The organism is Reyranella sp., assembly GCF_036558665.1.
GTDB lineage: Bacteria > Pseudomonadota > Alphaproteobacteria > Reyranellales > Reyranellaceae > Reyranella.
In genome coordinates, this window is sequence record NZ_DATBFE010000073.1 from 154,376 (window position 1) to 179,001 (window position 24,626).

Here is a 24,626-nt window from a genome sequence, read left to right on the forward strand (position 1 = left end):
CGCGTACTATACAAGTCTCAAGGCCGCTTTTATTGATCGATCCTGTTTCCACGGCTGAGGAGGAACCAGCTCGGACTCTCCTCGACCCTACGAAAATGCTCGTTCAGATACGGCATGTAGGCGCGCGTAATCGCTTTCGTTGACGGGCTCTTGGTCGAGAATTTCGGGATGAGGACGTAGTCGACCTCGGCAAAGAACTGCTCGGCCGGCCGCACCGGCTTCGTGGGATCCTGCCACAGGTTCTCTCCCCGCGGCGGCGGCCAGCCCAGTACGAATGGCAGCGGATTGACCTGGTCGAGTACGGCGACGCCACCTCGCGGATATCGCCTTCCAGTCAGGAGGTCCGCGGCCTCGAGAATTGTTTCGACATACTCGAAAGGCGAGAGTTCAAATTGTGAATAGACGGCGCGAGACCTGTTCAGCAGCGGATAGCCGACATTGCCGGCGGCGAAGTCCGCCAGCAGCCCGTCTTCTTCGACCGGGACTGCAAGTCCCTTGAGATTGGTGCGATCGACGACGCGTACCGCCTTCTCGCTTCCGGCATTGTAGTGGTACGCAACAAGACTGAGGGTTGAGGTGCCGATGTAGGATATTGGAAATGCCAGCAGTATCAGTAACGCCACCATCGCGCCGTCGAATCGTTCGCCGGCAAACCGTTGGCGGATCGCATCGTACAACAGGAAGGCGACCACCATGGCAGGCGGGATCCCACCCGTCTGCGCATTCTGCGACAGCAGGGCCGCTCCGCTGCCGATAAGATAGGCGGCGGCGACGGGGAGCCGCAGAGATGCATAACCGCGCCACCATACCCAGATCGCCACCGCCAAGCCGGCGACATAGATCGCGGGCTCTGCTGAATTGGTGAAGTATTGCATGAGCTGGAGGCTGAGCTTGTCGCGAACGCCGCCGCCCTGCGCGACGGCCCACAGGTCGAGCAGATAGGCATGGTTGTAGGGCGCGACAGCGTTGGCCGCGACGACGAGACCCATCACCGTCCAGCCGATCCACCGGGCACGCACATGGGGGCACAGCGCCAAAGCAGGCGCCAGCGCCGCCAACCCGACGACGAAATAGGTGATCTTGAGATAGAACATCGCCAACAGCAGCCCACCGGCGATCAGGATGTCGGCAACATCACCGTTGCGGCCATTGCGGGGCGGCAGGAACAAAATCAACGCCAGGACGCAGAGCGTACTCCAGCAGTACCGGTTGTAGGACATCGCGAAGGAATAGGCGTTCGGCGCCTCGCCGACATTGGCCGGCATCAACACCAACAGCGAGCAGAACAGGACGAAGACAGCAGCAGGCAACAGTGGCAAGCGGCGCCATGCTGCAAAGCAGGCGGCGGCGAACAGCACGGCCGCGACGATCGTCATCCCGACGAGCGTCGCGCGAGGCGACGGGCCGACAAAATGGAAGCCGGCAGCCGTCAACAGAAAGTTGAGCTGGCCCACCGGCTCGTGGAAATCGACGTGGGGAATGTGCGCAAAGTGAAGGTTCCAGGCGCCGGCGAGATTGAACAGCAAATCCCAGGTCATCGTGCGCGAGAGTACGTGGGCGGGCGATAGCAACGCCCAAGCCGCCGCGAGCACGGGCAGGCCGGCCAGCAGCACTAGGGCGACGAGGGGCGAATCGGCGACCGCAAACGCGTCCAGCAGCCCCTTTGCACCGCCTTCGGGCGCAGGCTGCGCGCGCGCCGGCTCATTGTTGGCTTTCAGCAATACCCTCATGGTGTGGGAGCATCCTCGGCAGGAATCGTTTTCCCGTTTCTTGATCTGCAGCAGGATCTGCAATTGGCGAGCATGAGGTGCTCCGGTGACAATTTTGAGGCACGGAGCAGCAAAACTTCCAACGAACCTGGAGCGACAAAGCCCTGATCGCGGCGATCAGACTCGCTGCAATGTCTCCCGACGCCTGGACTCACGACAGGTTCCGCGCGCTGCTTGCTTTTCAGACAATGCGTCGGTTGAAGACGCGTACGCCCACGCGGCAGGCCACAGATCTGCGTGAAATAGGGGTTGATTCGAGCCTCCACTTTTGATTCCTTCTGAAGGCTGGGGGATGTAGGGGTCACACCATGCTGGAGGAAACCCGCACTCCGTGCCCGAATCGATCCTTCCCATTTCCCATCACTGCAGCAGCACCCTCGAACGGCAGCTCGCCGACCAGCGCGGCCGCCGGACCCACGATCCGCTCTTGTCGCTCGTTGTGCCGGTATTCAACGAAGAGGAATCCATCGACATCTTCCTTGAGGCCGTAACGCCTATGCTCGAGCGCGACCGGCTGCGGTTCGAGATCGTCTTCGTGAACGACGGGTCGCGCGACGACACGCTGGCCCATTTGCTCGACTGCAGCATGCGTGACCGACGCATCCGGGTCGTCAACCTGTCGCGCAATTTCGGCAAGGAGGCGGCGCTCACTGCCGGCATCGACCATGCCAAGGGGAATGTGCTGATCCCCATGGACATCGACCTTCAGGATCCGCCGGAGCTGATCGAGCCGTTCATTGCCCGCTGGCGCGAGGGCTACGACATCGTCTATGGCGTGCGCGCCGCCCGCGCCCGCGACACCGCCGCCAAGCGTGTCTCGGCCGGATGGTTCTACCGGGTGTTCAATTCCATGTCGCCGGTGCGCATCCCGGCCAATGTCGGGGACTTCCGCCTGGTCGACCGCCGCGCCATCGAGGTGTTGCGCCAGCTTCCGGAGCGCAATCGCTTCATGAAGGGCCTGTTCGCCTGGGTCGGCTTCAATGCGGTCGGTGTGCCTTATGAGCGGCCGCAGCGGGTCGCGGGCTCGAGCAAGTTCAACCTCTGGCGCCTGTGGAATTTCGCGCTCGACGGCGTCGTGAGCTTCTCCACCGTGCCGCTCAGGGCGTCCTTCTACGGTGGCCTCGCGATCGCGGCATTCGCTGTCCTGTACGCTCTGTTCATCATCGGCCGTGTGCTGCTGCTCGGCATCGACACGCCGGGCTATGCGTCGTTGATCATCGTCGTGCTCTTGATGGGAGCGATCCAGCTCGTCTCGATCGGCATCATCGGCGAATATCTCGGCCGGCTGTTCCTGGAGGTGAAGGGACGGCCGATCTACGTCGTCGAGGGCGTATACGAAGAGGGCGCCGTGCGCCCGCCCCAAGCGTGACGACTTTGGCCTGATGGACCTCAAGGAAGAGGACATCCTCGGCGCCGATATCGGCCGACACTGGTACTATCGCTCGAAAGCGGCGGCGCTGCATCGCATGGTCGATGGATTGGCGCCGCGTCGCCTGCTCGATGTCGGGGCGGGTTCCGGCTTCTTCTCGCGTCACCTCCTGGCCGGGAGCGCGGCCGAAACTGCACTCTGCGTCGATATCGGCTATGCGACCGACCGCGACGACAGCGTCGCCGGCAAGCCCGTCCGTTATCGCCGCGACTGCGGCATGACCGACTGCGACCTGGTGCTGATGATGGACGTGCTGGAGCATGTCGTGGACGACCGCGGCCTGGTGCGCCACTACGCGGCGAAAGTGCCAGGCGGCGCGCATTTTCTCGCCACCGTGCCCGCGTTTCGCTTTCTGTGGAGCGGCCACGACGTCTTCCTGGAGCATCAGCGCCGCTATCGGCTGCGCGAGATCGAAGCGACCATGCGCGAGGCCGGCCTCGAGGTCGTGCGCGGATCGTACTTCTTCGGTTTCGTATTTCCCTTGGCAGCGGCGGTCCGATTGGCGGCGCGTGGCGAAGCGGTGCCGAAGAGCAGCCTCAGGAAGCACGGTCCCGCCACGAATGCCACCCTCGTGGCGATCTGCGCCGCCGAGCTGCCTCTGTTTCGGGTCAATCGGCTGGCAGGCCTCTCGGCCTTCGTGCTGGCGAGAAAGCCTTAAAACCTACGCCGCCAGTTCCTTGCTGCTGATCCGCCGCCGCTTGGCGTTGATTTCGCGCAGTACGACAAGCATTTCCTCGGCCACGACGTCGCCCGGGATACCCTCGCCTTCCGCCTCCAGTTCCTTCATGTCGACCCAGACCGCGTAGAGCGGCGCGGTACGCTGCGTGATGATCCCGGCGTGGAGCAGCGTCTTGATCAGAACGCGGAAGATGTTGGTGCTGTCCTTGAGCTGGTCGCGGCGGTCGTCGTCGCTGAACGTCTCCTTGACCGCGTCGCGCACCCATTGCCAGTCGAGGCCGTACTTGGCGTAGATGACATGCTTCTGCTCGGCATTGATGAGGTTGAACAGCAGCATCTGGAAAAGCTGCGCGGACCAGTCCTCGACCTTGCGATGCTCTTCCTCGCTCAAATGCCGGATGGTCTTGGCGGCCCACAGACGCCCGAAACGATGATGGAACGCCTCATCACTCATCACGAGCTGCACGAGCCGTCGCAGGACCGGATCGTTGGTCCTCGCGTTGAGCGTCGCGAACGAGCCCATGGCGAGGCCCTCGATCAGCATCTGCATTCCAACGATCTTCTTGTAGACCTCGCCGGTGCTGACGAGGTCGGCCAGCACCGTGGCGATGGTCTTGCCCACCGGCAGCGGCTCACCCCAGCGCCTGGCGATGTACCGGCTGAAGCCCGCCACATGGCGCGCCTCCTCACGCGCCTGGTTGGCGGCGTATTCCTGCGCGCCGGGATCGAGCAGCACATGACAGAGGCTTGCCGACAGTGACAAGGCGCCCTGCTCGCCGTGCAGCAGGTTCGAGACCGACCAGTGGGTTACGTCGTTGGCGAGCTGGATCTTCTGGCGTTCGTCGAGCCGGTCGGCGACCGCACTCCTAAGCTCGATGATGTTGTCGAGCGGCATGATCGGCGCAGCCGTCATGTCGAACGGCTGGTCGAAATCGATATAATTCTTGTCGAGCGGGTCCCAGAAATGGTCGTGGGTCGCGGAGATGATGCTGTCGAAGGCGTCACTGCGCCGCCCATAGCGCGGCACTTCCAGCATCGCCGCAAAGTCGCCCGGCGCGACGGCATCGTAGGCCTTGTCGTAGGTGATTTGCTGGGCCATTTGAGGGCCTCCCGAGAGAGCGAATATGACGATCGCGTCACCTTTTTCAATGGATTTTTCCCCAGTCCCGGCGCATGGGGTTTCCGCCATATTCTGGCCGAAGGGTGGGTGGCCCCGGCCGCCCGCACAGGAGTGAGAAATGTCCCGCCGCCGCCGCATCTACGAGGGCAAGGCCAAGACCTTGTTCGAGGGGCCCGAGCCCGGGACGATCGTTCAGTATTTCAAGGACGACGCCACCGCCTTCAACAACCAGAAGAAAGGGACGATCACCGGCAAGGGGGTGATCAACAACCGGATTTCAGAATTCCTGATGACCAAGCTCGGCGAAATCGGGGTGCCGACCCACTTCATCCGCCGGCTGAACATGCGTGAGCAGCTCATCCGCCAGGTCGAGATCATCCCGCTCGAGGTCGTAGTCCGGAACGTCGCGGCCGGCTCCTTTGCCAAGCGGTTCGGCCTGGAGGAGGGCACGCAACTGCCGCGCTCCATCATGGAGTTCTTCTACAAGAACGACACGCTGGGCGATCCGATGGTGACCGAGGAGCATATCACGGCCTTCGGCTGGGCGACGCCACAGGATCTCGACGACATCGTGGCACTTACGCTGCGGGTCAACGACTTCCTGTTCGGCCTGTTCCTGGGATGCGGCATCAAGCTTATCGACTTCAAGATCGAGTTTGGTCGCCTATATGAGGACGACATGGTCCGCATCGTGCTGGCCGACGAGATCAGCCCGGATTCCTGCCGGCTGTGGGATCTGCGGACCAACGAGAAGCTCGACAAGGACCGTTTCCGCCGCGACCTCGGCAGGGTCGAGGAAGCCTACCAGGAAGTGGCGCGGCGGCTTGGCATCCTGATCGATCAGGGACCGGGCGATGTACGCGGCCCGACAACGTTGCAGTAAGAGGCGAGATGAAAGCCAGAGTTCATGTGACCCTCAAGAACGGCGTCCTCGACCCGCAAGGCAAGGCCATCGGACATTCCCTCAATCGTCTGGGCTTCCCCGAGGTCGGCGACGTCCGCCAGGGCAAGTTCATCGAGCTGGAGCTTGTCGAAACCGACAGGACCAAGGCCAGGGCCCGGCTCGACGAGATGTGCCGCAAGCTTCTGGCCAACACGGTGATCGAGAACTACTCGATCGAGCTGGTGGGCTGATGAAGGCTTCCGTCCTCGTCTTTCCCGGCTCCAATCGCGAGGCCGATGTGGCGCAGGCGATCGAGCTGGTCACGGGCCGCAAGCCTGCCATGGTGTGGCACGGCGACGGCGACTTCGAGAAGACCGAGCTCATCGTCATTCCCGGCGGCTTTTCCTACGGCGACTACTTGCGCTGCGGCGCTATGGCGGCCCAGTCGCCGGTGATGGCCGAGGTGAAGAAGCGTGCAGCCGAGGGGGTGCCGGTCCTGGCCATCTGCAACGGCTTCCAAATCGCGGCCGAAGCGGGCCTGTTGCCGGGCGTACTGATGCGCAACGAGAACCTGAAGTTCGTTTGCTCGGACGTCCATCTCAAGGTCGAGACCAGTCAGAGCCTGTTCACGAACCGCTACCAGGCAGGCCAGGTGATCAAGGTCCCGGTGGCTCACGCCGAGGGCAACTATTTCGCCGATGCCGAGACGTTGAAGAGGCTCGAAGAGCGCGGCCAGGTCGCCTTTCGCTACTGCACCCCCGACGGCGCCGTCGACGGTACGGGCAATCCCAACGGCTCGATCCGCGACATCGCCGGCGTGTTCAACGAGACCAAGACCGTGCTCGGCCTGATGCCGCATCCGGAGAACGCGGTCGAACCGGCATTCGGCGGCACCGACGGCAAAGCCCTGTTCGAAGGCATCGTCGAGGCTCTCTCGTGAGTAAGTCGTCGTGACGATCGCCGCTGAAAGGAATCCGCCGGTCAAGCTTCCCAACGAGCCCGAAATCACGCCGCAGATCGTCGCCGAGCACGGACTGGCGCCGGACGAGTATGCGCGCCTGCTGAAGATCATGGGCCGCATGCCGACCCTGGTGGAACTCGGCATCTTCTCGGCCATGTGGAGCGAACATTGCTCCTACAAATCTTCGAAAGTGTGGCTGAAGAGGCTGCCGACCAAGGCGCCTTGGGTGATCCAGGGCCCGGGCGAGAATGCCGGCGTGATCGATATCGGCGACGGCCAGGCCGCCATCTTCAAGATGGAGAGCCACAACCATCCCTCCTACATCGAGCCTTATCAGGGCGCCGCGACCGGCGTTGGCGGCATCCTGCGCGACGTCTTCACCATGGGCGCGCGGCCGGTGGCCAACCTCAATGCGCTGCGGTTCGGCGATCCTTCCCACCCCAGGACGCGGCATCTCGTCTCGGGCGTGGTGGCGGGCATCGGCGGCTACGGCAACTGCATGGGCATCCCGACAGTGGGCGGCGAAACCAACTTCCACGCCGCGTACAACGGCAACATCCTCGTCAATGCCATGACCGTGGGGATCGCGCCCACGGATCGCATCTTCTATGCGGCTGCTGCCGGCGTCGGCAATCCGCTGGTCTATGTCGGCTCCAAGACCGGGCGCGACGGCATCCACGGCGCCACCATGGCCTCGACCGAATTCCGCGAGGACAGCGAGGAGAAGCGGCCGACCGTGCAGGTGGGCGATCCGTTCGTCGAGAAGCTGCTGCTCGAGGCCTGCCTGGAGCTGATGGCGACCGATGCCATCGTCGCTATCCAGGACATGGGTGCAGCCGGCCTCACTTCCTCGTCCTTCGAGATGGCGGCCAAGGGCGGACTGGGGGTGATCGTGGAGCTCGACAAGGTGCCCATGCGCGAGCAGGGCATGAATCCCTATGAGCTCATGCTGTCCGAGAGCCAGGAGCGCATGCTGATCGTGCTCAAGCCCGGCCGCGAAGAGCTCGCCCGGACGATCTTCGAGAAGTGGGAGCTCGACTTCGCCATCATCGGCCGGCTGACCGATACAGAGCGCATGGTGCTGACCTGGGGTGGCGATGTCGTGGCCAACATCCCGATCCCGCCGCTGGTCACCGAGGCACCGGTCTACGAGCGGCCGTGGACCCTGACGCCCTTGCCCGCCGTGCTCGAGGCCTCGCAGGTGCCGTCGCCCGAAGACTGGAACGCCTCGCTTATCGCGTTGATGAGCTGCCCCGACCTCGCCAGCAAGGCATGGATCTGGCACCAATACGACCATCTGATCATGGGGAACACCGCCATCCGTCCGCAGGACGGCGATGCCGCCATGGTGCGCGTGCATGGCGGGTACAAGGGGTTGGCCATGACCTCCGATTGCACGCCACGGTACGTGCAGGCGCATCCGGAAACCGGCGGACGCCAGGCCGTGGCCGAGGCGTGGCGCAACATCACCGCCACAGGGGCCATGCCTCTCGCCGTGACCGACAACATGAATTTCGGCAATCCGCAGAAGCCCGAGATCATGGGCCAGTTCGCCGGCGCCATCATGGGCATGGCAGAGGCCTGCAACGCGCTCGACTTCCCGGTCGTGTCCGGTAACGTCTCGCTGTACAACGAGACCGAGGGTCAGTCGATCCTGCCGACCCCGACCATCGGTGCGGTCGGCGTCATCCAGGACATCGCCAAGGCAGTAGGCTCGCGGCTGATGCAAGGCGGCCTCGCGGTGATTCTGATCGGCGAAACCAAGGGCTGGCTTGGCCAGTCGCTCTATCTGCGCGAGGCCTGCGGGCGCGAGGAAGGCGCTCCTCCGCCGGTCGATCTGGCGGCCGAACGGCGCAACGGAGATTTCGTGCGCTCCCAGATCGACGCTCGCAATGTCGCCGCGTGCCACGATCTCAGCGACGGTGGCCTCCTGGTGGCGCTGGCCGAGATGTGCATGGCGGGCGGTACGGGCGCGGAAATCGCGCTGCCGCCGACCGACGTTCCGTCGCACGCATTTTTGTATGGCGAGGATCAGGCCCGCTATCTCGTCGCGACAGGAACGCCGGACCAGGTCCTGCACGCGGCCGGTGCGGCCGGCGTGCCGGCCCTTGTGCTGGGCTACTCGGGGGGCGAGTCGCTTGCGGTGAAGGGCTTCCTATCGGTCGAGCTCAGCGACATAAAGGCCGCTCACGAGGCGTGGCTGCCGACCTACATGAACGCGGCCGAATAACGCAGGAAAAACGATCAATGCCTATGGCTGCCGACGAGATTGTCCGCCTGATCAAGCAGGGCATTCCCGATGCTGAAGTCGAAATCGAGGATCTCGCGGGCGACGGCGACCACTATGCCGCCACCGTCGTTTCCGCCGCCTTTACCGGCAAATCCAAGGTCCAGCAGCACCAGATGGTCTATGGCGCGTTGGGTGGACGGATGGGTGGCGTCCTTCATGCGCTCAAGTTGACCACCATGGCGCAACGTCCCTGAGCGTCCTATATTCTCGGGGAATTCGCACCCTTTCCCGCACCCACGAGGGGCCCCAGGAGAACGATATGAGCGAACCCGAGGTCTTCGGCCGCATCCGTGACGAGATTGCCAAGGGCGACGTGATGCTCTTCATGAAGGGCACGCCGGTTTTCCCGCAATGCGGTTTCTCGGCGGCTGTGGTCGATGTGCTGAGCCAGCTCGGGGTCAGGTTTCACAGCGTGAACATCCTGACCGATCAGGAGCTGCGCCAGGGCATCAAGGAGTTCAGTCAGTGGCCGACCATTCCCCAACTGTATGTGAAGGGCGAGTTCGTGGGCGGCTGCGACATCGTGCGCGAGATGTTCGAAACGGGCGAGCTGGAGCAGCTCCTCAAGGAAAAGGGCGTGGCCCTGGCCAGCGCCGCATAGCAGCCGCCTACTCCCGCCCTAGGCAAAAGCGTAGGACGCCATCGACAAATTCCCGCTTGTGAAGCTGCGGTGCAGCGCCTTGCCGCGCGCGCCTGGACCAGCGGCACCGAACGCGACATGGAGCGGCAGGAAGTGCTCGTCCGTCGGATGGGCCTCACGAGCAGAAGGGGCGTCGGCGCGATAGTTGGCGAGCGCCGCCTCGTCGCCCTTTTCGACCGCTTCCGACAGCCAGTCGTCGAATTGCCGGGCCCAAGGTTCGGGCGCCGCGTCGTTGTCGCCGCGCCGCAGCCGCCTGAGATTGTGCGTGGCGCTGCCGCTGCCCAGCACCAGCACGCCCTCCTCGCGCAACGGTGCGAGCCGGCGGCCGAGCTCGATATGATCGGCCGGAGAACGGTAAGGCTGCACCGAAAGCTGGAAGATCGGGACGTCTCCCTTCGGCCAGCCGAGCATTGCCGGCACCCAGGCGCCATGATCGAGACCGTAGGCCGGATCGCGCTCCGCCCCGACGAGCTCGGCGACGCGATTGGCGAGTTCCGGCGCACCCGAGGCGTCGTAGCGCAGCCGATACAGTGCGTCGGGAAAGCCGTAGAAATCGTGGATTGTCTGGGGTCGCGCCGCGGTCGAAACGGTCGGCCGCTCGGTGTTCCAATGTGCCGACACCGCGACGATCGCCGTCGGCCGCGGCAGGAGGCTGCCGAGTGTGGCGAGGAAGGACCGCGCCGGCAGGTCCTGCAGGATAAGCATGGGCGATCCATGCGACACGAAGACGGCAGGCATCGACATTGAATCAATCCTCGCACAACATATGAAGTTCAACAAAGAGAGGGAGAGTCATGATGGGTTGGCGCAAATTGGCGGCGTTGGTCGCCGCGACATGGTTCGTCCTGGGCGCGCCTGCAATGGCGCAAACGACAGTGCGCGTCGTTGCCCATGCCGACCTCAAGGTGCTCGACCCGATCTGGACCACCGCCTACATCACCCGCAACTTCGGTTATATGATCTATGACGTCCTGTTCGCCAAGGACGCCAATCTCGAGATCCGGCCGCAGATGGCGGATCACTACACGGTTTCGGACGACAAGCTCACCTACACGATCGTGCTGCGCGACGGGCTGGTCTGGAGCGACGGCACACCCGTCACTTCCGAGGATTGCATCGCCTCGATCAAGCGCTGGGCGGCCCGCGACAGCTATGGCCAGCTTCTGATGAGAGATACCGCCGAACTCAAGGCGATCGACGACAAGAGCTTCGCCCTGACCCTCAAGCGGCCGTTCGGCTTCGTGATCGACGCGCTCGGCAAGGTCTCGTCGAACGTGCCCTTCATGATGCCCAAGCGCGTGGCCGAGACCGATCCCTACAAGCAGATCACCGACTTTACCGGCTCCGGCCCCTTCATCTTCAAGAAAGACGAATGGAAGCCCGGCGAGAAGGTCGTCTTCGTGAAGAACCCCAAATACAAGCCGCGCTCCGAGCCGCCCTCTATGCTGGCCGGCGGCAAGGTAGCCAAGGTCGATCGAGTCGAATGGCTGGCCATTCCCGATCCCAGCACTGCCGTCAACGCGCTGTTGGCGGGCGAGATCGATCTGATCGAGTCGCCGCCACCCGACCTCTTCCCGATCCTGAAGGCCGACAAGAATGTCGAGCTCTACCCGTGGAACGCTCAGGGCAGCCAGATCGTCATGCGCTTCAACGCGCTCCAGCCGCCATTCAACAACGTGAAGGCGCGGCAGGCGGCGACGTATGCGATCGCGCAGGAGGACCTGCTGCGTGCCCAGGTAGGGGATCCGGCAATCTACAAGGTCTGCAATGCGCCCTTCATCTGCGGTACCAGGTTTGGCAAGGAATACGGCGATCTCCTGATCAAGCCGAACCTCGAGAAAGCCCGGCAACTTCTCAAGGAGTCGGGCTACGACGGCACGCCGGTCGTGATGATGCATCAGACGGACCTGCAATCGTCCAACAACGTGCAGCCGGTCGCCAAGCAGCAACTGGAGAAGGCCGGCTTCAAGGTCGACCTGCAGTCTATGGACTGGCAGACCGTGGTGACGCGGCGCGCCAAGAAGGACCCGCCGGGCCAGGGGGGATGGAACATCTTCTTCACGACTACCATCACGCTCGATGCCGACAATCCCGGCACCAACCCCTTCGCATCGGCCGCCTGCGAAAAGGCATGGTTCGGCTGGCCGTGTGATCCGGAGACGGAGAAGCTGCGCGACGCCTTCATGCACGAGACGGACCCGGTCAGGCAGAAGGAACTGGCCGCCGCCATCTCCGACCGGGTGATGGAGCAGGCCTACTATGCGCCAGTTGGCCAATACAAGGCGTTCGGCGCCTATCGCAAGGACCGGCTGCAGGGCTGGCTGTCCGGCCCCGCGCTCGTGATGTGGAACATCAGCAAGAAGCAATAGAGCGATCTCGCCCGGCAGGATTGGTCTCCCAGAAGGGCCTGCTTTGCGCTGCCGGAGCAAGCGGCGGAGCTTGTTGATTACTCAAAGTGACTGGAAATAGTTGGGCACTGTACTATATTTTTGCTAGTAGATACCAAATAGTGACCAAGGGAATTTCCCAATGAACGCGAATTCGTTCTCGGCGCAGGGCAAGGAAGGCGGTGCGTCCTGCCCAATGGACTTCATCCTGCGCATGCTGATGGGACCGTGGACGACATACATCGTCTACAATCTCCGCACGTTCGGGCCGCAGCGCTTCGGCGAGTTGAAACGCCGCGTGGCCGGCATCTCCGCCAAGATGTTGACCGAGCGGCTGCGCACCCTCGAAGGGGCAGGTCTGGTCCGGCGCGACTACGAGGCGACCATTCCGCCCAAGGTCACATATTCGCTGACCAAGCGCGGCCATGAACTCGACGAGGTGCTGGGCAAGCTTGCCGAGGTTGCGATCCGCTGGCAGGCCGAGGACGCCGCTGCGCGCAGGTTGGAAGCTGCCGAGTAGCTGGCCTGCGCTTCGCCGTCTCGTCTACGATCCCGCCAACGACGTGAAGGATCGGAAACGTGAGGCTCACGCCCGAGGAGACGGCGATGCTGCATGGCGATGCGGGTCCCGCGCGCCAGTGGGCGATGCGGCATCAGATCGCCGTCGGGGACTTCTTCGACGCACCGGATTTCGTGCCGGTAAGTCAGGCTCACATCATGGCGGACACCGAAAGCCTCGGCCCCTCGGGCGTCGAATGGCTGGAGCGCCTGGTCAGACAGCTCGGCAAAGACAAGGGAGTCGTCGTGCCGACGATCACCGATCCGCGCGGTCTCGACATCGCCACCTACAAGCGGCTGCGCCAGACCGAAGCGATGGCTGCGATCGAGGCACGTGCGAGTCGCGCCTTCGAGGGGCTGGGCGTGCTGATGACCAATACCTGCATCAACTATCAGACCGTGCTGCCGGCCGTCCGTGGCGAGCATCTGGCGATGGGCGATACCGGGGTCGCGATCTACGTCAACAGCGTGATGGGCGCGCGCAGCAATTTCGAGGGCGGTCCTTCGGCACTGGCTGCCGCCTTGACCGGCCGCACGCCGCGCTACGGCTATCACCTTGCGGGCAAGCGCAAAGGCACGCGGCATTTCGATGTCACGGACACGCCGCGTGACCTCGCCGACTGGGGCGCGCTGGGCGGCGTCATCGGACGTGCGTCAAACAGCTACTGGGAAGTGCCGGTAATCACCGGCTTCGACCGCACGCCCAACTCCGACGAGCTGAAGCATCTGGGCACTGCCATGGCAAGCTTCGGCTCGACCGCGCTCTTCCATATCCCTGGCCTGACGCCGGAAGCCAATACCCTGGCCGAAGCCTTCCTCGGGGCCGCCATCCCGCCCGCCACCGGCATCGGCAGGCGCGATCTCGAGCGCTTCTACAAGGCCTACGCCGCAAAGGGCGCAAAGGTCGACGTCGTCGTGTTCGGCGCACCGCAGCTGTCATTGATCGAGCTGCAGCATCTGGCCGTTCTGCTCGACGGCCGGCAGGTTCATCGCGACACGACGCTTCTGGTCACCACATCGCCGGAGAACAAGTTCGCGGCAGACCGGCTGGGCCTGACGACCCGGATCGAAAAGGCCGGGGGCATCGTGGCGTCGGGCATCTGTTTCTACCAGAGCTATGCCCGCGAGATGGCGCAGGCCAACGGCTGGCAGAGGCTCCTCACAAATTCGGCGAAGCTGGTGAACATCATTGGCGGCTACGGCTACCGGCCCTCGCTCGCCACGACCGAAAGATGCGTCGAGAGCGCCGTCGCCGGAAAGATGCGCTGATGCCGGTCACGCTCAAATGCCACAAGGGCATCGGCCCCGCGGTGACCGGCACAGCACTCGTCGCGACGGACAATTTTTCGGCGCGCTACGACCTCGACCGCGTCAAGGGAGTCTTCTCGCGCAAGGCCCACCGGCTCTATGGCCAAAGCTATGTCGGCAAGATCCTCGTCCTGGAAACGGCCAAGGGTGGCGTCGCCTCGGCCTGGATGCTGCGCGAAATGGCAGCCCGCGGCATGGCGCCGCTCGCCATCCTGTTCGACCACGCCAACACCATCCTGGCGCAGGGCGCGGCCTTCGCTGATCTGGCGATGGTCGACCGCTTCGAAAAGGGCCGCCCCAGCGAACTCATCCGCACCGGCGACGAGCTCCGTGTCGAGCCGGCCAAGGGCCGGGTGACGGTCCTCAATCGCGACGCCTGAGCTGAACCGTTCCGCGCCGGCCGCTATTTCTTGCGGACGCCCCAGAACACCGTCACGGGCGGCAGGGGCTTGGGGAACTCGACATTGTCGCGCGCGGCGCCGACGGAGAACCACTCTCCCAGCGGAACGTGGGTGACGACCTGCATGGCGTAGGTCTGCACGGCATCCGCCACCGCGCGTTTCTCCTCGAGCGTGTTGGCCTCCACGTACTTGTCGCGCAGCTTCTCGAGCTCCGCGTCACAGGGCCATCCGGCCAGCGCCTTGTCGCAGGTGGCGATGAGGAACGCCGTGGTCAGCGGGTTCAGGATGTCGATCTGCGACCAGCTCGTCGCCAGGGCATTCCAGCCGCCTTCGGACGGTGGTCCCTTCTTGGTCACGCGCGCGACCATGCTCTGCCAGTCCATCGGCTGCACATCGACCTTGAAGCCGGCCCGCTCGAGCTGCGCCTTTGCGACGGGCGCGAGCTGCTTGATCGCGCCGAGGTCCGTGGGCTGCGGCATGACCACCGGCGTTCCGTCATAGTGCGCTTCGGCCAGCAGTTGCTTGGCCTTGGCCACATTGCCCTCGATCAATCCGTCCATGCCCGCCGTCGAGGCAAGGGGCGAGTTGCAGGTGAACATCGCCTTGCAGGTACGGTAGTAGCGCTTGTCGCCGACATTGGCCTCGAGGAACTCGGGTTGACTGAGGGCATAGACCGCGGCGCGACGGACCTTGACGTCGTTGAAGGGCGGAATGAGCCAATTCATGCGAAACGCATACTGGTTCGAGACGCTGCTCGTCAGGATCTGGATCCCCTTGGTCTTCTCGAGCGTCGGCAGGTGATCGTGGTCGACGCTCTCGACCATGTCGATCTCGCCGCTGATCAGCGCATTGACCCGGGTCTCCGCATCCGGAATCCACACCCACTCGACGCGATCGAGGTTGACCACCTTGCCGCCGGAAAGGCCGGACATCGGCTCTGCGCGTGGCTTGTATTTGACGTTCTTGACGAAGACCAGCTTTTCACCGGGCTTCCATTCGTCCCTCTTGAAGATGAAGGGCCCGGAGCCGATGGAGCTGTCGATCTGCTTGAAAGGGTCGGTCTCGGCCACGCGCTTGGGCATCATGAACGGCACGTTCGACGAAGGCTTGCCGATCGCATCGAGCAACGGTCCGAACTTCCGCTTGAGAACGATCTCGAAGGTCTTCGGATCGACGGCCTTGTACTCCGCCACCGCCGCTGCGAGCTTCTGACCCATGGCATCGCGTGCCGACCAGCGCTTGAGCGAGGCGATGCAGTCATCGGCCGTGACCGGCGTGCCGTCGTGCCATTCGAGCCCGTCGCGCAGCTTGAAGGTCCAGGTGAGTCCGTCGCTGCTGGTGGTCCAGGTGTCGACCATCTGCGGCTTCACCTCGAACTTGCTGTCGACCGCGAACAGCGTGTCGTAGATCATGTAGCCGAAATTGCGCGTGATGTAGGCGGCGCTCTGGATCGGATCGACCGTCTTCACGTCGGAATGCATCACGACCTTGAGGACCGATTGAGCCGAGGCGGCAAACGAGACGAAAACGGCGGCCAGAGCGATGGCCGACGCGGCAACAAAGCGACGCATGACGTATCCCCCAAAAGGCGAGGAGAGAAGTCTAGAGGGCGTTCGCTGTCACGCCAAGGCAAGCTTGTAAACGCGCGCAGCGGTACCCGAGAACAGCGCTTTCTTCTCGGCGGCCGAGGCGTTCGCGGCCAGGCGCTTGAACGCGTTCCACAGGATCGCGTAGCTCGACGTCACCTTGTCGACCGGGAAGTTGCTCTCGAACATGCAGCGCTCGGCGCCGAACAGCTCGATGCAGGTCTCGACCCACGGCCTGAAGGCGTCGGCGAGCGTCTGGGACGTGGGTGGTGCCGGCCGTTCGTAGAAGTCGAACCACCCCATGGGCATGCCGAGCCCGCCCACCTTCACCGTCACGTTGGCGCGCTTGGACAACTCGACCAGGGATTTCTTCCACGCCGCGAATTCCTCGTTGTGACGCAGGCCGTAGGGTCCGTAACCCAACGGGCCGCCGACATGGTCGAGGATGATCGGAGTGTCGGGGAAGGTGCCGGCAAGATCGGCCAGCTCCCCGAGCTGCGGATGGTAGAGCCAGGCGTCGAACGTAAGACCGAGCTTGCCGAGCTGCGCGAAGCCCTCACGCCACGTGCTGTCGGCCATCAGGCCTTCCGATGGATTGGTGTGGGTGCGCCGGATCTCCTCGTGCCTGTCCCAGCCTGTGGCGTAGCGAATGCCGCGGAACCGGCCGTTGCCGGCCACGATCTGCGCTTCCAGGACTTCCCGTACTTTCGCGCCCAGTCGAAGATCGGCGTAGCTCACGATGCCGGCGCAGGCCTGCGCCGGGCCGTAACTTCCGCTGGCGAACATCGCCGCGACGCCGTTCACGAACTCGGTCTCGCCGACGGGACGCATCTCAGTCGGCCCGCTCTTGCGGTACATCGAGCGGCAGTCGACGAAGACGGTAGCGACAACGTTGTGGCCGGCGCGAAGATCCTCCAGCAGGTCGCGGTACATGTAGATCATGTCGCCGCGCTCCCACAGGTGATGGTGCGGATCGACGATCGGGAGGTCGGGCTCGAGCGCGGGCTCGCTCACCTTCGCGAGCCACGCCGGATCGGGCGGCGCGAGGGAATTGCCGAGGCGCGGCGAGGCATTCGTCATCGTTTCCTCCGTCTTGTCTTCGCCTTACAGCACGGGCTGTTCGCTGATCGCCGAGACGTGAGCTGAAATCACCCGCCATCCCACGTCGGGAAAGCGCACCCAGGTCTGGCTCTGGCGGCCGGTCATGTCCTTGCCACGGACCTTGTAGACGAGGTTCACGCTGGCGATGTCGCGGCCCAGGGTCAGGATGTCGAGGCGGTAGCGCTTCTCCTTGGTGCCAGGGCCGGGCGGTCGTGCGACGCGATGGGCATGGATGCGATCGAACCCGTAGCCGTGCTCGTTGTGCGCAAGACGAATGGTGTGCGGGCTGTCCCAGAAGGTCGCGTCGAGCACGTCGACGTTCCTGTCGACCAGGGCCTGCTCGTAGCGCTCGAACAGAGTCCTGATCTCGGCCACGACCTCGGGCATGTTCGGCGTCAGGTCCTGCATCGGCTCCCTTCCCTCACTTCGCGGCCTCGAGCGCGCGCGCTACTGCAACCAGGCCGGCATCGCTGCCCCGCGCACCGATGATGGACAGGCCGATCGGCAGCCCGTCGACCGTCGCACCGGGAAGGCTGACCTGCGGATGGCCGGCCAATCCACCCTGCGCGCAGAGGCAGGTGATACGGTCGCGCAGCGGATCGAGCACCGACAGCGCCTGGCTTGCGCGCGGGGCGGGAAACGGCGTCGTGGGCAGGCAGAGGATCGTGCCCGGCGGCACCAGATAGGCCATACGGGCCCTCGCCTCCTGCCGCATGAGATTGGCCCAGCCCTGCTCGCTTGCCGGGATCATCGCGCCGGCCAGCAGCCCACGTGCCACCGAGAAGGCCATGCGCGGATTGCGCGCGTCGAGCCAATCCTTGAACGTCGCGTAAGCCTCGGCCGGCTGCAGCGCGCGCTGCGCCCGCGCCCAGACCGACAGGCCCTGCGGCGCCATGATGTCCTCGCGGCTATGGCCGATCAAACCGACGAGGCGCTTCAGCATCGGTTGCAGAGCCGCGGCTACGCCGGTATCGGCAAAGCCGAACGTGTCGACGGCAACCACGAGGCGCGTCGGCAGCGCAGCCGGGATCGTCTCGCCCAGCATCACCGCGGCGACCCTGGCGAAGGTTTCGGCATCGCGCGCGAACCAGCCGGTGGTGTCGGAGGTGGGCGCCTGCGGCAGCATGCCGGCCATGTCGATGCGGCCATGCGTCGGGCGGATGCCATAGAGGCCGCAGAAGCTCGCCGGCACGCGCACCGACCCGCCGGTATCGGTGCCGAGCGCGGTGTCGCAAAGCCCGGCAGCGACCGCCGCGGCCGAGCCCGAGGACGAGCCGCCCGGAACGCGACCGGGCGCGCGCACATTGGCCGGTGTGCCGTCGAAGGGGTTCTCGCCCAGGATGCCGAGCGAGACCTCGTCCGTGATCGTCTTGCCGATCAGCGTCGCGCCAGCATCGAGCAGCGTCTGCACCGCCCAGGCATGACGCTGCGGCACGGCCCGGCCCGTCGGCCAGTCATGATTGCCACCGCCCGTCGGCACGCCCGCCACGTCGAACAGATCCTTGGCGGCGAAGGTGAGGCCCGACAGCGGACCGCCGGCGCGTCCCTCGATGCGCACACGCGGCCCCGCCACGAAGGCGCCGATCTCGTCGGTCATCCGTCACCCCCTGATGACGAGACAGTAGGCCGGTGCAAAAAAGCCCGCCACAAAGGGCGGGCTTTCGCTTTCGTTGTGCGGGTGAAGAACGGATCAGCGGCTGTAGTACTCGACCACCAGCGACGGCTCCATTTGCACCGGATAGGGCACATCGGCGAGCTTCGGCCCGCGCACGAAGGTGCCCTTCATCTCCTTGTGGTCGACCGTCACATATTCCGGAACGTCGCGCTCGGGGCTCTGCGTCGCCTCGAGCACGCGCACCATCTCCTTGGCCTTGGCCGCGAGCTCGATCACGTCGTTGTCGCGCACCAGATAGGAGGCGATGTTGACGCGCCTGCCGTTCACCTTGACGTGGCCGTGGCTCACGAGCTGGCGCGAGGCGAAGGGCGTGATCGCGAATTTCATGCGATAGATGACGGCATCCAGCCGACGCTCCAGAAGCTCGACCAGATTCTCGCCGGTGTCGCCCTTGCGGCGCACCGCCTCGAGATAGTAGCGGCGGAGCTGGCGCTCCGAGACCGAGCCGTAATAGCCCTTGAGCCGCTGCTTGGCCATGAGCTGCAAGCGGTAGTCGGTCGGCTTTTGGCGGCCCTGGCCGTGCTGGCCGGGACCGTAGTCGCGCTTGTTGATCGGGCTTTTCGGCCGGCCCCACAGGTTGACCCTGAGGCGGCGGTCGATCTTGTACTTCGAATTCTCGCGCTTGCTCACGCGATCGCTCCTTCGTTGTGCGCCATGCGACGCTGTTGTCCGGATAGGCCTGGATCCGAGTCCCCGCTGCTTGCAGCGGGTGCCACTCGGGGCGGGAGGAAGCCCCAAAAGGCCTGCCACCACGTTCTCCGGAGAAGGCGCGGAACATACTGGCGGAGCAGGCGCAGTCAAGCGGCCGGATTAACCCTAGTTTCTCACGGTTTCTCAACGAGATGAGAAGGCTTCGCTGTCCATGGCATCGGCATTTCGGGCCAATTTTCTCACTTTTCGCCCCGCCCCTCAGCGCAGCGCATCGGCCGCGCCCGGGTCTTCGAGGCCGGCGGCAATGCGCAGGAAGACGTGGGTCCGCCGTCGATCCTCCGGCCGGGCCGCCACCGACACACCCCCCAACCTGCTCTTGAAGAGCGCCGGCGCGAGCTCTTGCCCCACGGCGAAGGCCGCCTTCGCCCTGTCGATTTCTCCCGCGCCGACCAGGCACGTCACGAGGTTGACGTGCGCGATGGGAAACGAGGGCATGTCGTGCAGCGCGCGCAACGCCCAGGCGATGCCCTCCTCATACTTCCTTGCGAAGAAGCTCGCATGGGCCAGGACCTGATAGATCTCGTAGCTGCGCGACTGGCGCGGACTCAATCGCAAGGCCTGATGCAAGTGCTCGATCGCCCGCCCGGGTTCACCAGTTGCGGCTTCCAGCATCGCCAGAAATCGCAGCACGATCGGATCGTTGGGGTTCATCCCATGCGCGCGCCGTTCATCGGCGAGTGCGGCCGGATAGCGATCCTTCTCGAAGCTCTGCAGCACGAGATAGCCGCGCAGCGCGTAGCCAAACGCATTCGCGTCGTCGAGCTCGATCGCGCGCCCGATGGCCCACGTCGCTTCCCGACGGGCCTGTTCCCGATCCGCCGCCCACTCGAGGACCAGGGCGTTTGCATGAGCGCGGGCAAGTTCGAGCAGGGCCGGAACGCAGCCCGGGTCGATCGCAAGTGCCTCCTTTGCCTCCTGGATCGACCGATCGATAAGCGCTCGATCCCCCTTGTCATATCCTTCCAGCGCGTGAGCCCGGGACCGCAGCGCGATTTCGTAGGCGGTGAGGTTGCCCGGGCGTCGTCGAACGGCCTTCGATTGCTCGCTCGACTCGATCTCGGGTGCGATCGCCCCGACGATGGCTCGCGTCACCTCCTCCTGCACCGCGAAGATGTCTTCCAGCACGCGATCGTAGCGCTCCGCCCGGATGTGATTGCCGGTGAGCGTGTCGATCAGTTGGGCGGTTACCCGGATCCGGTTCGACGACTTGCGGATGCTGCCGTCGAGCACGTAGCGGACGCCGAGGTCCCGGCCGACCTGGCGGACGTCGGGCGACTTGCCCTTGTAGGAGAACGACGAGTTGCGCGCGATCACGAACAGCGAGTGGAAGCGCGACAGCTCGGTGATGATGTCTTCGGTGACGCCGTCGGTGAAATACTCCTGCCCGGGATCGCCGCTCAGGTTCAAAAACGGCAGGACCGCGATCGACGGCTTGTCGGGCAGCGCCAAAGCGGGTCGCGCCGCGTCGGCGGCGCTCTCGCCGACGCCGGCGCCGGCGCGGCCGGCATCGTCGTCCTGCCGGACATCGCCGACGAAACGCACGCCCTTGCGCGGCAGCGTGCGGATCCGCTGTTGCGCCTTGCCGCTGTCGCCGACCGCGCGCCGGACCGCATTGATGCAGGTCGTCAGCGCCGTTTCCGAAACGATGCGGCCGCCCCAGATGGCGGCAACGAGGTCGTCCTTGCTGACGACGCGCTCGCGGTTGGCGATCAGGTAGACCAGCAGGTCGAAAGCCTTGGGCTCAATCGGCAGCAGCCCGTCCTTGCACCTGAGTTCGCGCCGGTCGGTATCGAGGGAAAAGACATCGAACAGATAGCGCAAGTCGCTGGTCTCTGACGGTGCCCGGGAGGTTAACACCGCGGCCCATCGGAGCAAGGCAATCCCAAGGAAAAAACAAGGCCGGGCTGACGGTCGCCTCAAGCGCGTCTCGCACCGTGCCGGCATCGTGATCCGGCACGAAGCGAGGAGGCCATCATGCGCGCAACGCTCGAGGCAAGCCTGGCAGCAACCGCGATCTGGTCGCTGTCGCTCCCGGCGATGGGCAACGAGCCGCTCGGCTACCGGGGCGATCGCCTCAAGGGCTCGATCTCCTGCGTCCATCCGACCATCGTTCGCGATCTCGTCGAGCGCATCGGCGACGCCGAAAGCTACACGGTCGTGCTGAGACTCTATATCCAGCAGGGATACTGCCTCGAGGCCGATATCCCGACGGTCCTCACACGGCCGATGGCCGACCACACGTTCCGGACCTGGGACGGACATGAAGCCGAGATCTGGGAAACCGTTCTGAGGCTCGATCGTGGCGATGGAACAAGTGAAGCCTTGAAGTCCTTCAGCATCGTCTTTCCGCGGGAGATGGAGCAGACCAGCAACAATTGAGGCAAACAATCCCCATTCGAATCAGGTCAGGCTGTCAAACTTCCACCAGCACGACATCGTGCGTGACCTTGGCCGATTTCTTCACCATTGCCGTCGCCGAGCAGTATTTCTCGTCGGAAAGGCTCACCGCGCGCTCGACGAGCGCCCGGTTGAGCTTGCGTCCGCGCACGGTGTAGACGAGCTTGACCGAGGTGAAGATGCTGGGATGGTCCCCGGCCCGCTCGGCGAGCAGCGAGACCTCCACGCCCTCGATGTCCTGGCGCTGCTTCCTCAGCATGGCGACGACGTCGATCGCGGTGCAGCCGCCCATGCCCATCAGAACCACCTCCATCGGCCGCGCGGCGAGGTTGCGGCCGCCAATGTCGGGCGCACCGTCCATGGTGATGGTATGGCCGCTGCCGGCCTCGGCGACGAACAGGGCGCCCTCGACCCAGGAAACTTTTGCGGTGGTGGACATCCCTACTCCTCGTGCTTGTGCTTGCTCAGGAACTTGATGACGCCGTGGAAGGTCCGCGCCTCCTGCTCGGTCATGGCGGCGCGCTGCAGGAGGGCGCGCAGATTGAGCACCATCGACGGCCGCATGGCCTCGTGGCGCAGGAAGCCCGACTGGTCGAGCGCGCGTTCCAGATGATCGAAGAGGTTCTGCAGCTCCTCCTTGCTGGCGGGCCGCGTGGCGTGATCGGCCAGCCGTTCGGCCAGCGTGGCATCGTTGGCCGCCGCCCATTCATACGCCACGATCAGCACGGCCTGGGCGACGTTGAGCGAGGAGAATTGCGGATTGAGCGGGATCGTGAGCGCGGTGTCGGCATGAACCATGTCGTCGTTCGACAACCCGGTACGCTCGGGCCCGAACAGGATGCCGACCTTGCGGCCGCGGGCGATCCAGCCGCGCATGTCGAGGGCCGCTTGCCGGGCCGTCACGATGCGCTGCACGAGCTCGCGGTTGCGCGCGGTCGTCGCCACGACATGCTCGAGGTCGGCCACCGCCTCGCCCACGGTCTCGAACACGCGGGCCTCGTCCAGCACGACATCGGCACCGGAAGCGGCCCGCCAGGCGCGCTCGTTGGGCCAGCCGTCGCGCGGCCCGACCAGCCGGAGCGCCGACAATCCGCAATTCAGCATGGCGCGCGCCGCCATGCCGATATTCTCGCCGAGCTGCGGCCGCACCATGACGATGAGCGGCGCCGGCCGGTCGGTCGGCCGCCCTTTCGAGGCTCGTCCCATGGAGCCTTATATCAACGTCGCGACGGACGGGGCAGCAGGGCCTGTCGCTGCATCAGCACCACGAGCGGGATGACGATCACGGTGCAGAGCATCATGACGCGGAAATCGTTGAGGTAGCCGATCATCGCCGCCTGGCGCGTGATTTCGCCATCCCACACGGCGAGCATTTGCGGCTGGGTACCGGGCCAGGCCGAGCCGAGCGGCCAACCCGGATCGAATGGCGTGAACTTCTCGGCGAGCTCGGCATGATTGGTCTGGGTGTTGCGAGCGAGCAGCGAGACCAGGACGGCGATGCCCACCGAGGCGCCGAGATTGCGCAGAAGGGCGTTGATGGCGGCACCTTCGGTGCGCAGCCGCGCCGGGATGGTGGCGAAGGCGAGCGTGGTCAGCGGCGGGAAGACCAGCCCCAGCCCGAAGCCGAGATAGACACCGTTCCAGACGATGCGGCTTTCGCTGACTTCGAGGCTGAACAGGGTCATCTCGTAGAGCGACAGCCCGCAGAGACCGAGCCCGATCGCGATCAGCCAGCGTGCATCCATGCGGCCGATCAGGCGTGACACCAGCATCATCGCGACCATCATGCCGATGCCGCGCGGCGCCATGACGATACCCGTGGTGAACACCGGATATCCTTTGAGCTGCTGAAGGAAGGGTGGCATCAGCGTCGAGGTGACGATCAGGATCAAGCCGGCAAGGGCGGTGAAGACGAGCCCGATCATCAGGTTGCGGTTCTTGAATAGGTCGCGCGACAGGAACGGATGATCGTCGGTCAGCATGTGGATCACGAACATCGCGGCGGCGACGCCGGCCACCAGGGTCTCGATGACGATCTCGCGCGATTCGAACCAGTCGAGCTGCTGGCCGCGATCGAGCATGAGCTGGAACGTGCCGATGGCGATGGCGAGCAAGGTGAAGCCGAGCAGGTCGAAGGAGCGCCGGGTCTCGCTCACCTGGTTCCTGATCAGCAGCATCAGCCCCGTGGCACAGAGGATGCCGACCGGCAGGTTGATGTAGAACACCCAGCGCCAGGTGTACTGGTCGGTGAGCCAGCCGCCGAGCGTCGGGCCGGTGATCGGCCCGACCATGGTGCCGACGCCCCACATCGCCATCGCCTTGCCCTGCTCCTCGCGCGGGTAGGTCTCCATCATCAGCGCCTGGCTGAGCGGCACCAGCGATGCACCGAAGGCGCCCTGAAGGGCTCTGAACAGCACAAGCTGCTCCAGCGTCTGCGCCACGCCGCAGAACATCGAGACGATGGTGAAGCCCACGACCGCGCTCACCAGGATGCGGCGCAGGCCGAAGCGCACCGCGCAGAAGCCCGCCAGCGGCGTCATGATCGCCGACGACACGATGTACGAGGTGATCACCCAGGAGACCTGCTCCTGCGTGGCCGACAGCGAGCCCTGGATGGAGGGCAGAGCGACGTTGGCGATCGTGCCGTCGAGCGCATGCATGATGGTGGCCATCATCACCACCAAAGTGATCAGCCGGCGGCGGCGCAGAATCGCGGGATCGACGTTCATGCA

Annotated in this window: 25 protein-coding genes; 13 read left to right on the forward strand and 12 right to left on the reverse strand. The window is 64.7% G+C overall.

All coding sequences use genetic code 11. The features are described from left to right. Positions 1-29: 29 nt before the first annotated feature. Positions 30-1,730: a hypothetical protein gene (locus tag VH499_RS12530; RefSeq protein WP_332053071.1), complete on the reverse strand. Its 1,701-nt coding sequence runs from the start codon at positions 1,728-1,730 to the stop codon at positions 30-32. A gap of 370 nt (positions 1,731-2,100) precedes the next feature. On the opposite strand from VH499_RS12530, the gene VH499_RS12535 reads away from it, so the two are divergent. Together VH499_RS12535 and VH499_RS12540 are read left to right on the forward strand one after the other, a co-directional pair. Then, on the forward strand, positions 2,101-3,138 hold the full coding sequence (locus tag VH499_RS12535) for a glycosyltransferase family 2 protein (protein ID WP_332053072.1): 1,038 nt from the start codon (positions 2,101-2,103) through the stop codon (positions 3,136-3,138). 13 nt (positions 3,139-3,151) lie between these two features. Continuing rightward, a complete protein-coding gene (locus VH499_RS12540) occupies positions 3,152-3,856 on the forward strand; it encodes a class I SAM-dependent methyltransferase (protein WP_332053073.1) in 705 nt (234 codons plus the stop codon). A 3-nt stretch (positions 3,857-3,859) separates the two neighbouring features. On the opposite strand, the gene VH499_RS12545 is transcribed toward VH499_RS12540, so the two are convergent. Further along, positions 3,860-4,975: a ferritin-like domain-containing protein gene (locus tag VH499_RS12545; protein WP_332053074.1), complete on the reverse strand. Its 1,116-nt coding sequence runs from the start codon at positions 4,973-4,975 to the stop codon at positions 3,860-3,862. Positions 4,976-5,114: 139 nt separating this feature from the next. On the opposite strand from VH499_RS12545, the gene purC reads away from it, so the two are divergent. The 6 genes from purC to grxD all read left to right on the forward strand — a co-directional run bounded on the left by purC (position 5,115) and on the right by grxD (position 9,731). Beyond that, on the forward strand, positions 5,115-5,879 hold the full coding sequence (gene purC / locus VH499_RS12550) for a phosphoribosylaminoimidazolesuccinocarboxamide synthase (protein WP_332053075.1): 765 nt from the start codon (positions 5,115-5,117) through the stop codon (positions 5,877-5,879). 8 nt (positions 5,880-5,887) lie between these two features. Further along, on the forward strand, positions 5,888-6,130 hold the full coding sequence (gene purS, locus VH499_RS12555; RefSeq protein ID WP_332053076.1) for a phosphoribosylformylglycinamidine synthase subunit PurS: 243 nt from the start codon (positions 5,888-5,890) through the stop codon (positions 6,128-6,130). Continuing rightward, a complete protein-coding gene (gene purQ / locus VH499_RS12560) occupies positions 6,130-6,819 on the forward strand; it encodes a phosphoribosylformylglycinamidine synthase subunit PurQ (RefSeq protein ID WP_332053077.1) in 690 nt (229 codons plus the stop codon). The genes purS and purQ overlap by 1 nt, the downstream gene beginning before the upstream one ends. A 10-nt stretch (positions 6,820-6,829) precedes the next feature. Next, a complete protein-coding gene (gene purL, locus VH499_RS12565) occupies positions 6,830-9,070 on the forward strand; it encodes a phosphoribosylformylglycinamidine synthase subunit PurL (protein WP_332053078.1) in 2,241 nt (746 codons plus the stop codon). A gap of 17 nt (positions 9,071-9,087) precedes the next feature. After that, positions 9,088-9,324 carry a BolA family transcriptional regulator gene (locus VH499_RS12570; protein ID WP_332053079.1) on the forward strand — a complete coding sequence of 79 codons (237 nt, stop codon included), beginning with the start codon at positions 9,088-9,090 and terminating at the stop codon, positions 9,322-9,324. A gap of 65 nt (positions 9,325-9,389) precedes the next feature. Continuing rightward, complete coding sequence (gene grxD / locus VH499_RS12575) at positions 9,390-9,731, forward strand: Grx4 family monothiol glutaredoxin (protein ID WP_332053080.1); 342 nt, start codon at positions 9,390-9,392, stop codon at positions 9,729-9,731. An 18-nt stretch (positions 9,732-9,749) separates the two neighbouring features. On the opposite strand, the gene VH499_RS12580 is transcribed toward grxD, so the two are convergent. Continuing rightward, positions 9,750-10,514 carry a class III extradiol ring-cleavage dioxygenase gene (locus tag VH499_RS12580; RefSeq protein ID WP_332053081.1) on the reverse strand — a complete coding sequence of 255 codons (765 nt, stop codon included), beginning with the start codon at positions 10,512-10,514 and terminating at the stop codon, positions 9,750-9,752. A 53-nt stretch (positions 10,515-10,567) separates the two neighbouring features. On the opposite strand from VH499_RS12580, the gene VH499_RS12585 reads away from it, so the two are divergent. From VH499_RS12585 to VH499_RS12600, 4 genes are all read left to right on the forward strand, one after another. Beyond that, entirely contained in the window at positions 10,568-12,139 is a 1,572-nt protein-coding gene (locus tag VH499_RS12585; RefSeq protein WP_332053082.1) for an ABC transporter substrate-binding protein, read from the forward strand. A gap of 160 nt (positions 12,140-12,299) precedes the next feature. Continuing rightward, positions 12,300-12,677, forward strand: a complete 378-nt coding sequence (locus VH499_RS12590; protein WP_332053083.1) for a helix-turn-helix domain-containing protein — start codon at positions 12,300-12,302, stop codon at positions 12,675-12,677. Positions 12,678-12,736: 59 nt separating this feature from the next. Beyond that, positions 12,737-13,984: an aconitase X catalytic domain-containing protein gene (locus VH499_RS12595; protein WP_332053084.1), complete on the forward strand. Its 1,248-nt coding sequence runs from the start codon at positions 12,737-12,739 to the stop codon at positions 13,982-13,984. Continuing rightward, complete coding sequence (locus VH499_RS12600) at positions 13,984-14,403, forward strand: aconitase X swivel domain-containing protein (RefSeq protein ID WP_332053085.1); 420 nt, start codon at positions 13,984-13,986, stop codon at positions 14,401-14,403. Before VH499_RS12595 ends, VH499_RS12600 begins: the two co-directional genes overlap by 1 nt. Before the next feature lie 23 nt (positions 14,404-14,426). Here the strand turns inward: VH499_RS12600 and VH499_RS12605 are convergent, their stop codons facing one another. The 6 genes from VH499_RS12605 to VH499_RS12630 all read right to left on the reverse strand — a co-directional run bounded on the left by VH499_RS12605 (position 14,427) and on the right by VH499_RS12630 (position 21,318). Beyond that, on the reverse strand, positions 14,427-15,995 hold the full coding sequence (locus VH499_RS12605) for an ABC transporter substrate-binding protein (RefSeq protein ID WP_332053086.1): 1,569 nt from the start codon (positions 15,993-15,995) through the stop codon (positions 14,427-14,429). A 48-nt stretch (positions 15,996-16,043) separates the two neighbouring features. Then, positions 16,044-17,090, reverse strand: coding sequence for an amidohydrolase family protein (locus VH499_RS12610; RefSeq protein ID WP_332053087.1), 1,047 nt, complete (start codon positions 17,088-17,090; stop codon positions 16,044-16,046). Positions 17,091-17,114: 24 nt separating this feature from the next. Then, entirely contained in the window at positions 17,115-17,519 is a 405-nt protein-coding gene (locus VH499_RS12615; protein WP_332053088.1) for an AtzH-like domain-containing protein, read from the reverse strand. A gap of 13 nt (positions 17,520-17,532) precedes the next feature. Further along, on the reverse strand, positions 17,533-18,708 hold the full coding sequence (locus tag VH499_RS12620) for an amidase (protein WP_332053089.1): 1,176 nt from the start codon (positions 18,706-18,708) through the stop codon (positions 17,533-17,535). 93 nt (positions 18,709-18,801) lie between these two features. Next, on the reverse strand, positions 18,802-19,416 hold the full coding sequence (rpsD, locus tag VH499_RS12625; protein WP_332053090.1) for a 30S ribosomal protein S4: 615 nt from the start codon (positions 19,414-19,416) through the stop codon (positions 18,802-18,804). 279 nt (positions 19,417-19,695) lie between these two features. Then, positions 19,696-21,318, reverse strand: a complete 1,623-nt coding sequence (locus VH499_RS12630; RefSeq protein WP_332053091.1) for a winged helix-turn-helix domain-containing protein — start codon at positions 21,316-21,318, stop codon at positions 19,696-19,698. 153 nt (positions 21,319-21,471) lie between these two features. Here VH499_RS12630 and VH499_RS12635 point away from each other — a divergent pair, with 153 nt between their 5' ends. Then, entirely contained in the window at positions 21,472-21,876 is a 405-nt protein-coding gene (locus VH499_RS12635) for a hypothetical protein (RefSeq protein WP_332053092.1), read from the forward strand. A 34-nt stretch (positions 21,877-21,910) separates the two neighbouring features. Here the strand turns inward: VH499_RS12635 and VH499_RS12640 are convergent, their stop codons facing one another. Genes VH499_RS12640 through VH499_RS12650 form a run of 3 tightly spaced genes read right to left on the reverse strand, consistent with a single transcriptional unit; the run spans position 21,911 to position 24,623 of the window. Beyond that, positions 21,911-22,333, reverse strand: a complete 423-nt coding sequence (locus VH499_RS12640) for an OsmC family protein (RefSeq protein WP_332053093.1) — start codon at positions 22,331-22,333, stop codon at positions 21,911-21,913. Positions 22,334-22,335: 2 nt separating this feature from the next. Next, the gene (locus tag VH499_RS12645) at positions 22,336-23,100 is read right to left on the reverse strand and encodes an RNA methyltransferase (protein WP_332053094.1); all 765 of its coding nucleotides are present in this window, start codon (positions 23,098-23,100) and stop codon (positions 22,336-22,338) included. 11 nt (positions 23,101-23,111) lie between these two features. Further along, entirely contained in the window at positions 23,112-24,623 is a 1,512-nt protein-coding gene (locus tag VH499_RS12650; RefSeq protein WP_332053095.1) for a DHA2 family efflux MFS transporter permease subunit, read from the reverse strand. Positions 24,624-24,626: the final 3 nt, after the last annotated feature.

Coding starts and splice junctions, on each gene's coding strand:
- VH499_RS12530 (WP_332053071.1), bottom strand. CDS start 1,730: ATGAGGGTATTGCTGAAAGCCAACAATGAGCCGGCGCGCGCGCAGCCT.
- VH499_RS12540 (WP_332053073.1), top strand. CDS start 3,152: ATGGACCTCAAGGAAGAGGACATCCTCGGCGCCGATATCGGCCGACAC.
- VH499_RS12545 (WP_332053074.1), bottom strand. CDS start 4,975: ATGGCCCAGCAAATCACCTACGACAAGGCCTACGATGCCGTCGCGCCG.
- purC (WP_332053075.1), top strand. CDS start 5,115: ATGTCCCGCCGCCGCCGCATCTACGAGGGCAAGGCCAAGACCTTGTTC.
- purS (WP_332053076.1), top strand. CDS start 5,888: ATGAAAGCCAGAGTTCATGTGACCCTCAAGAACGGCGTCCTCGACCCG.
- purQ (WP_332053077.1), top strand. CDS start 6,130: ATGAAGGCTTCCGTCCTCGTCTTTCCCGGCTCCAATCGCGAGGCCGAT.
- VH499_RS12570 (WP_332053079.1), top strand. CDS start 9,088: ATGCCTATGGCTGCCGACGAGATTGTCCGCCTGATCAAGCAGGGCATT.
- grxD (WP_332053080.1), top strand. CDS start 9,390: ATGAGCGAACCCGAGGTCTTCGGCCGCATCCGTGACGAGATTGCCAAG.
- VH499_RS12580 (WP_332053081.1), bottom strand. CDS start 10,514: ATGTCGATGCCTGCCGTCTTCGTGTCGCATGGATCGCCCATGCTTATC.
- VH499_RS12585 (WP_332053082.1), top strand. CDS start 10,568: ATGGGTTGGCGCAAATTGGCGGCGTTGGTCGCCGCGACATGGTTCGTC.
- VH499_RS12590 (WP_332053083.1), top strand. CDS start 12,300: ATGAACGCGAATTCGTTCTCGGCGCAGGGCAAGGAAGGCGGTGCGTCC.
- VH499_RS12600 (WP_332053085.1), top strand. CDS start 13,984: ATGCCGGTCACGCTCAAATGCCACAAGGGCATCGGCCCCGCGGTGACC.
- VH499_RS12605 (WP_332053086.1), bottom strand. CDS start 15,995: ATGCGTCGCTTTGTTGCCGCGTCGGCCATCGCTCTGGCCGCCGTTTTC.
- VH499_RS12610 (WP_332053087.1), bottom strand. CDS start 17,090: ATGACGAATGCCTCGCCGCGCCTCGGCAATTCCCTCGCGCCGCCCGAT.
- VH499_RS12615 (WP_332053088.1), bottom strand. CDS start 17,519: ATGCAGGACCTGACGCCGAACATGCCCGAGGTCGTGGCCGAGATCAGG.
- VH499_RS12620 (WP_332053089.1), bottom strand. CDS start 18,708: ATGACCGACGAGATCGGCGCCTTCGTGGCGGGGCCGCGTGTGCGCATC.
- VH499_RS12635 (WP_332053092.1), top strand. CDS start 21,472: ATGCGCGCAACGCTCGAGGCAAGCCTGGCAGCAACCGCGATCTGGTCG.
- VH499_RS12640 (WP_332053093.1), bottom strand. CDS start 22,333: ATGTCCACCACCGCAAAAGTTTCCTGGGTCGAGGGCGCCCTGTTCGTC.
- VH499_RS12645 (WP_332053094.1), bottom strand. CDS start 23,100: ATGGGACGAGCCTCGAAAGGGCGGCCGACCGACCGGCCGGCGCCGCTC.
- VH499_RS12650 (WP_332053095.1), bottom strand. CDS start 24,623: ATGAACGTCGATCCCGCGATTCTGCGCCGCCGCCGGCTGATCACTTTG.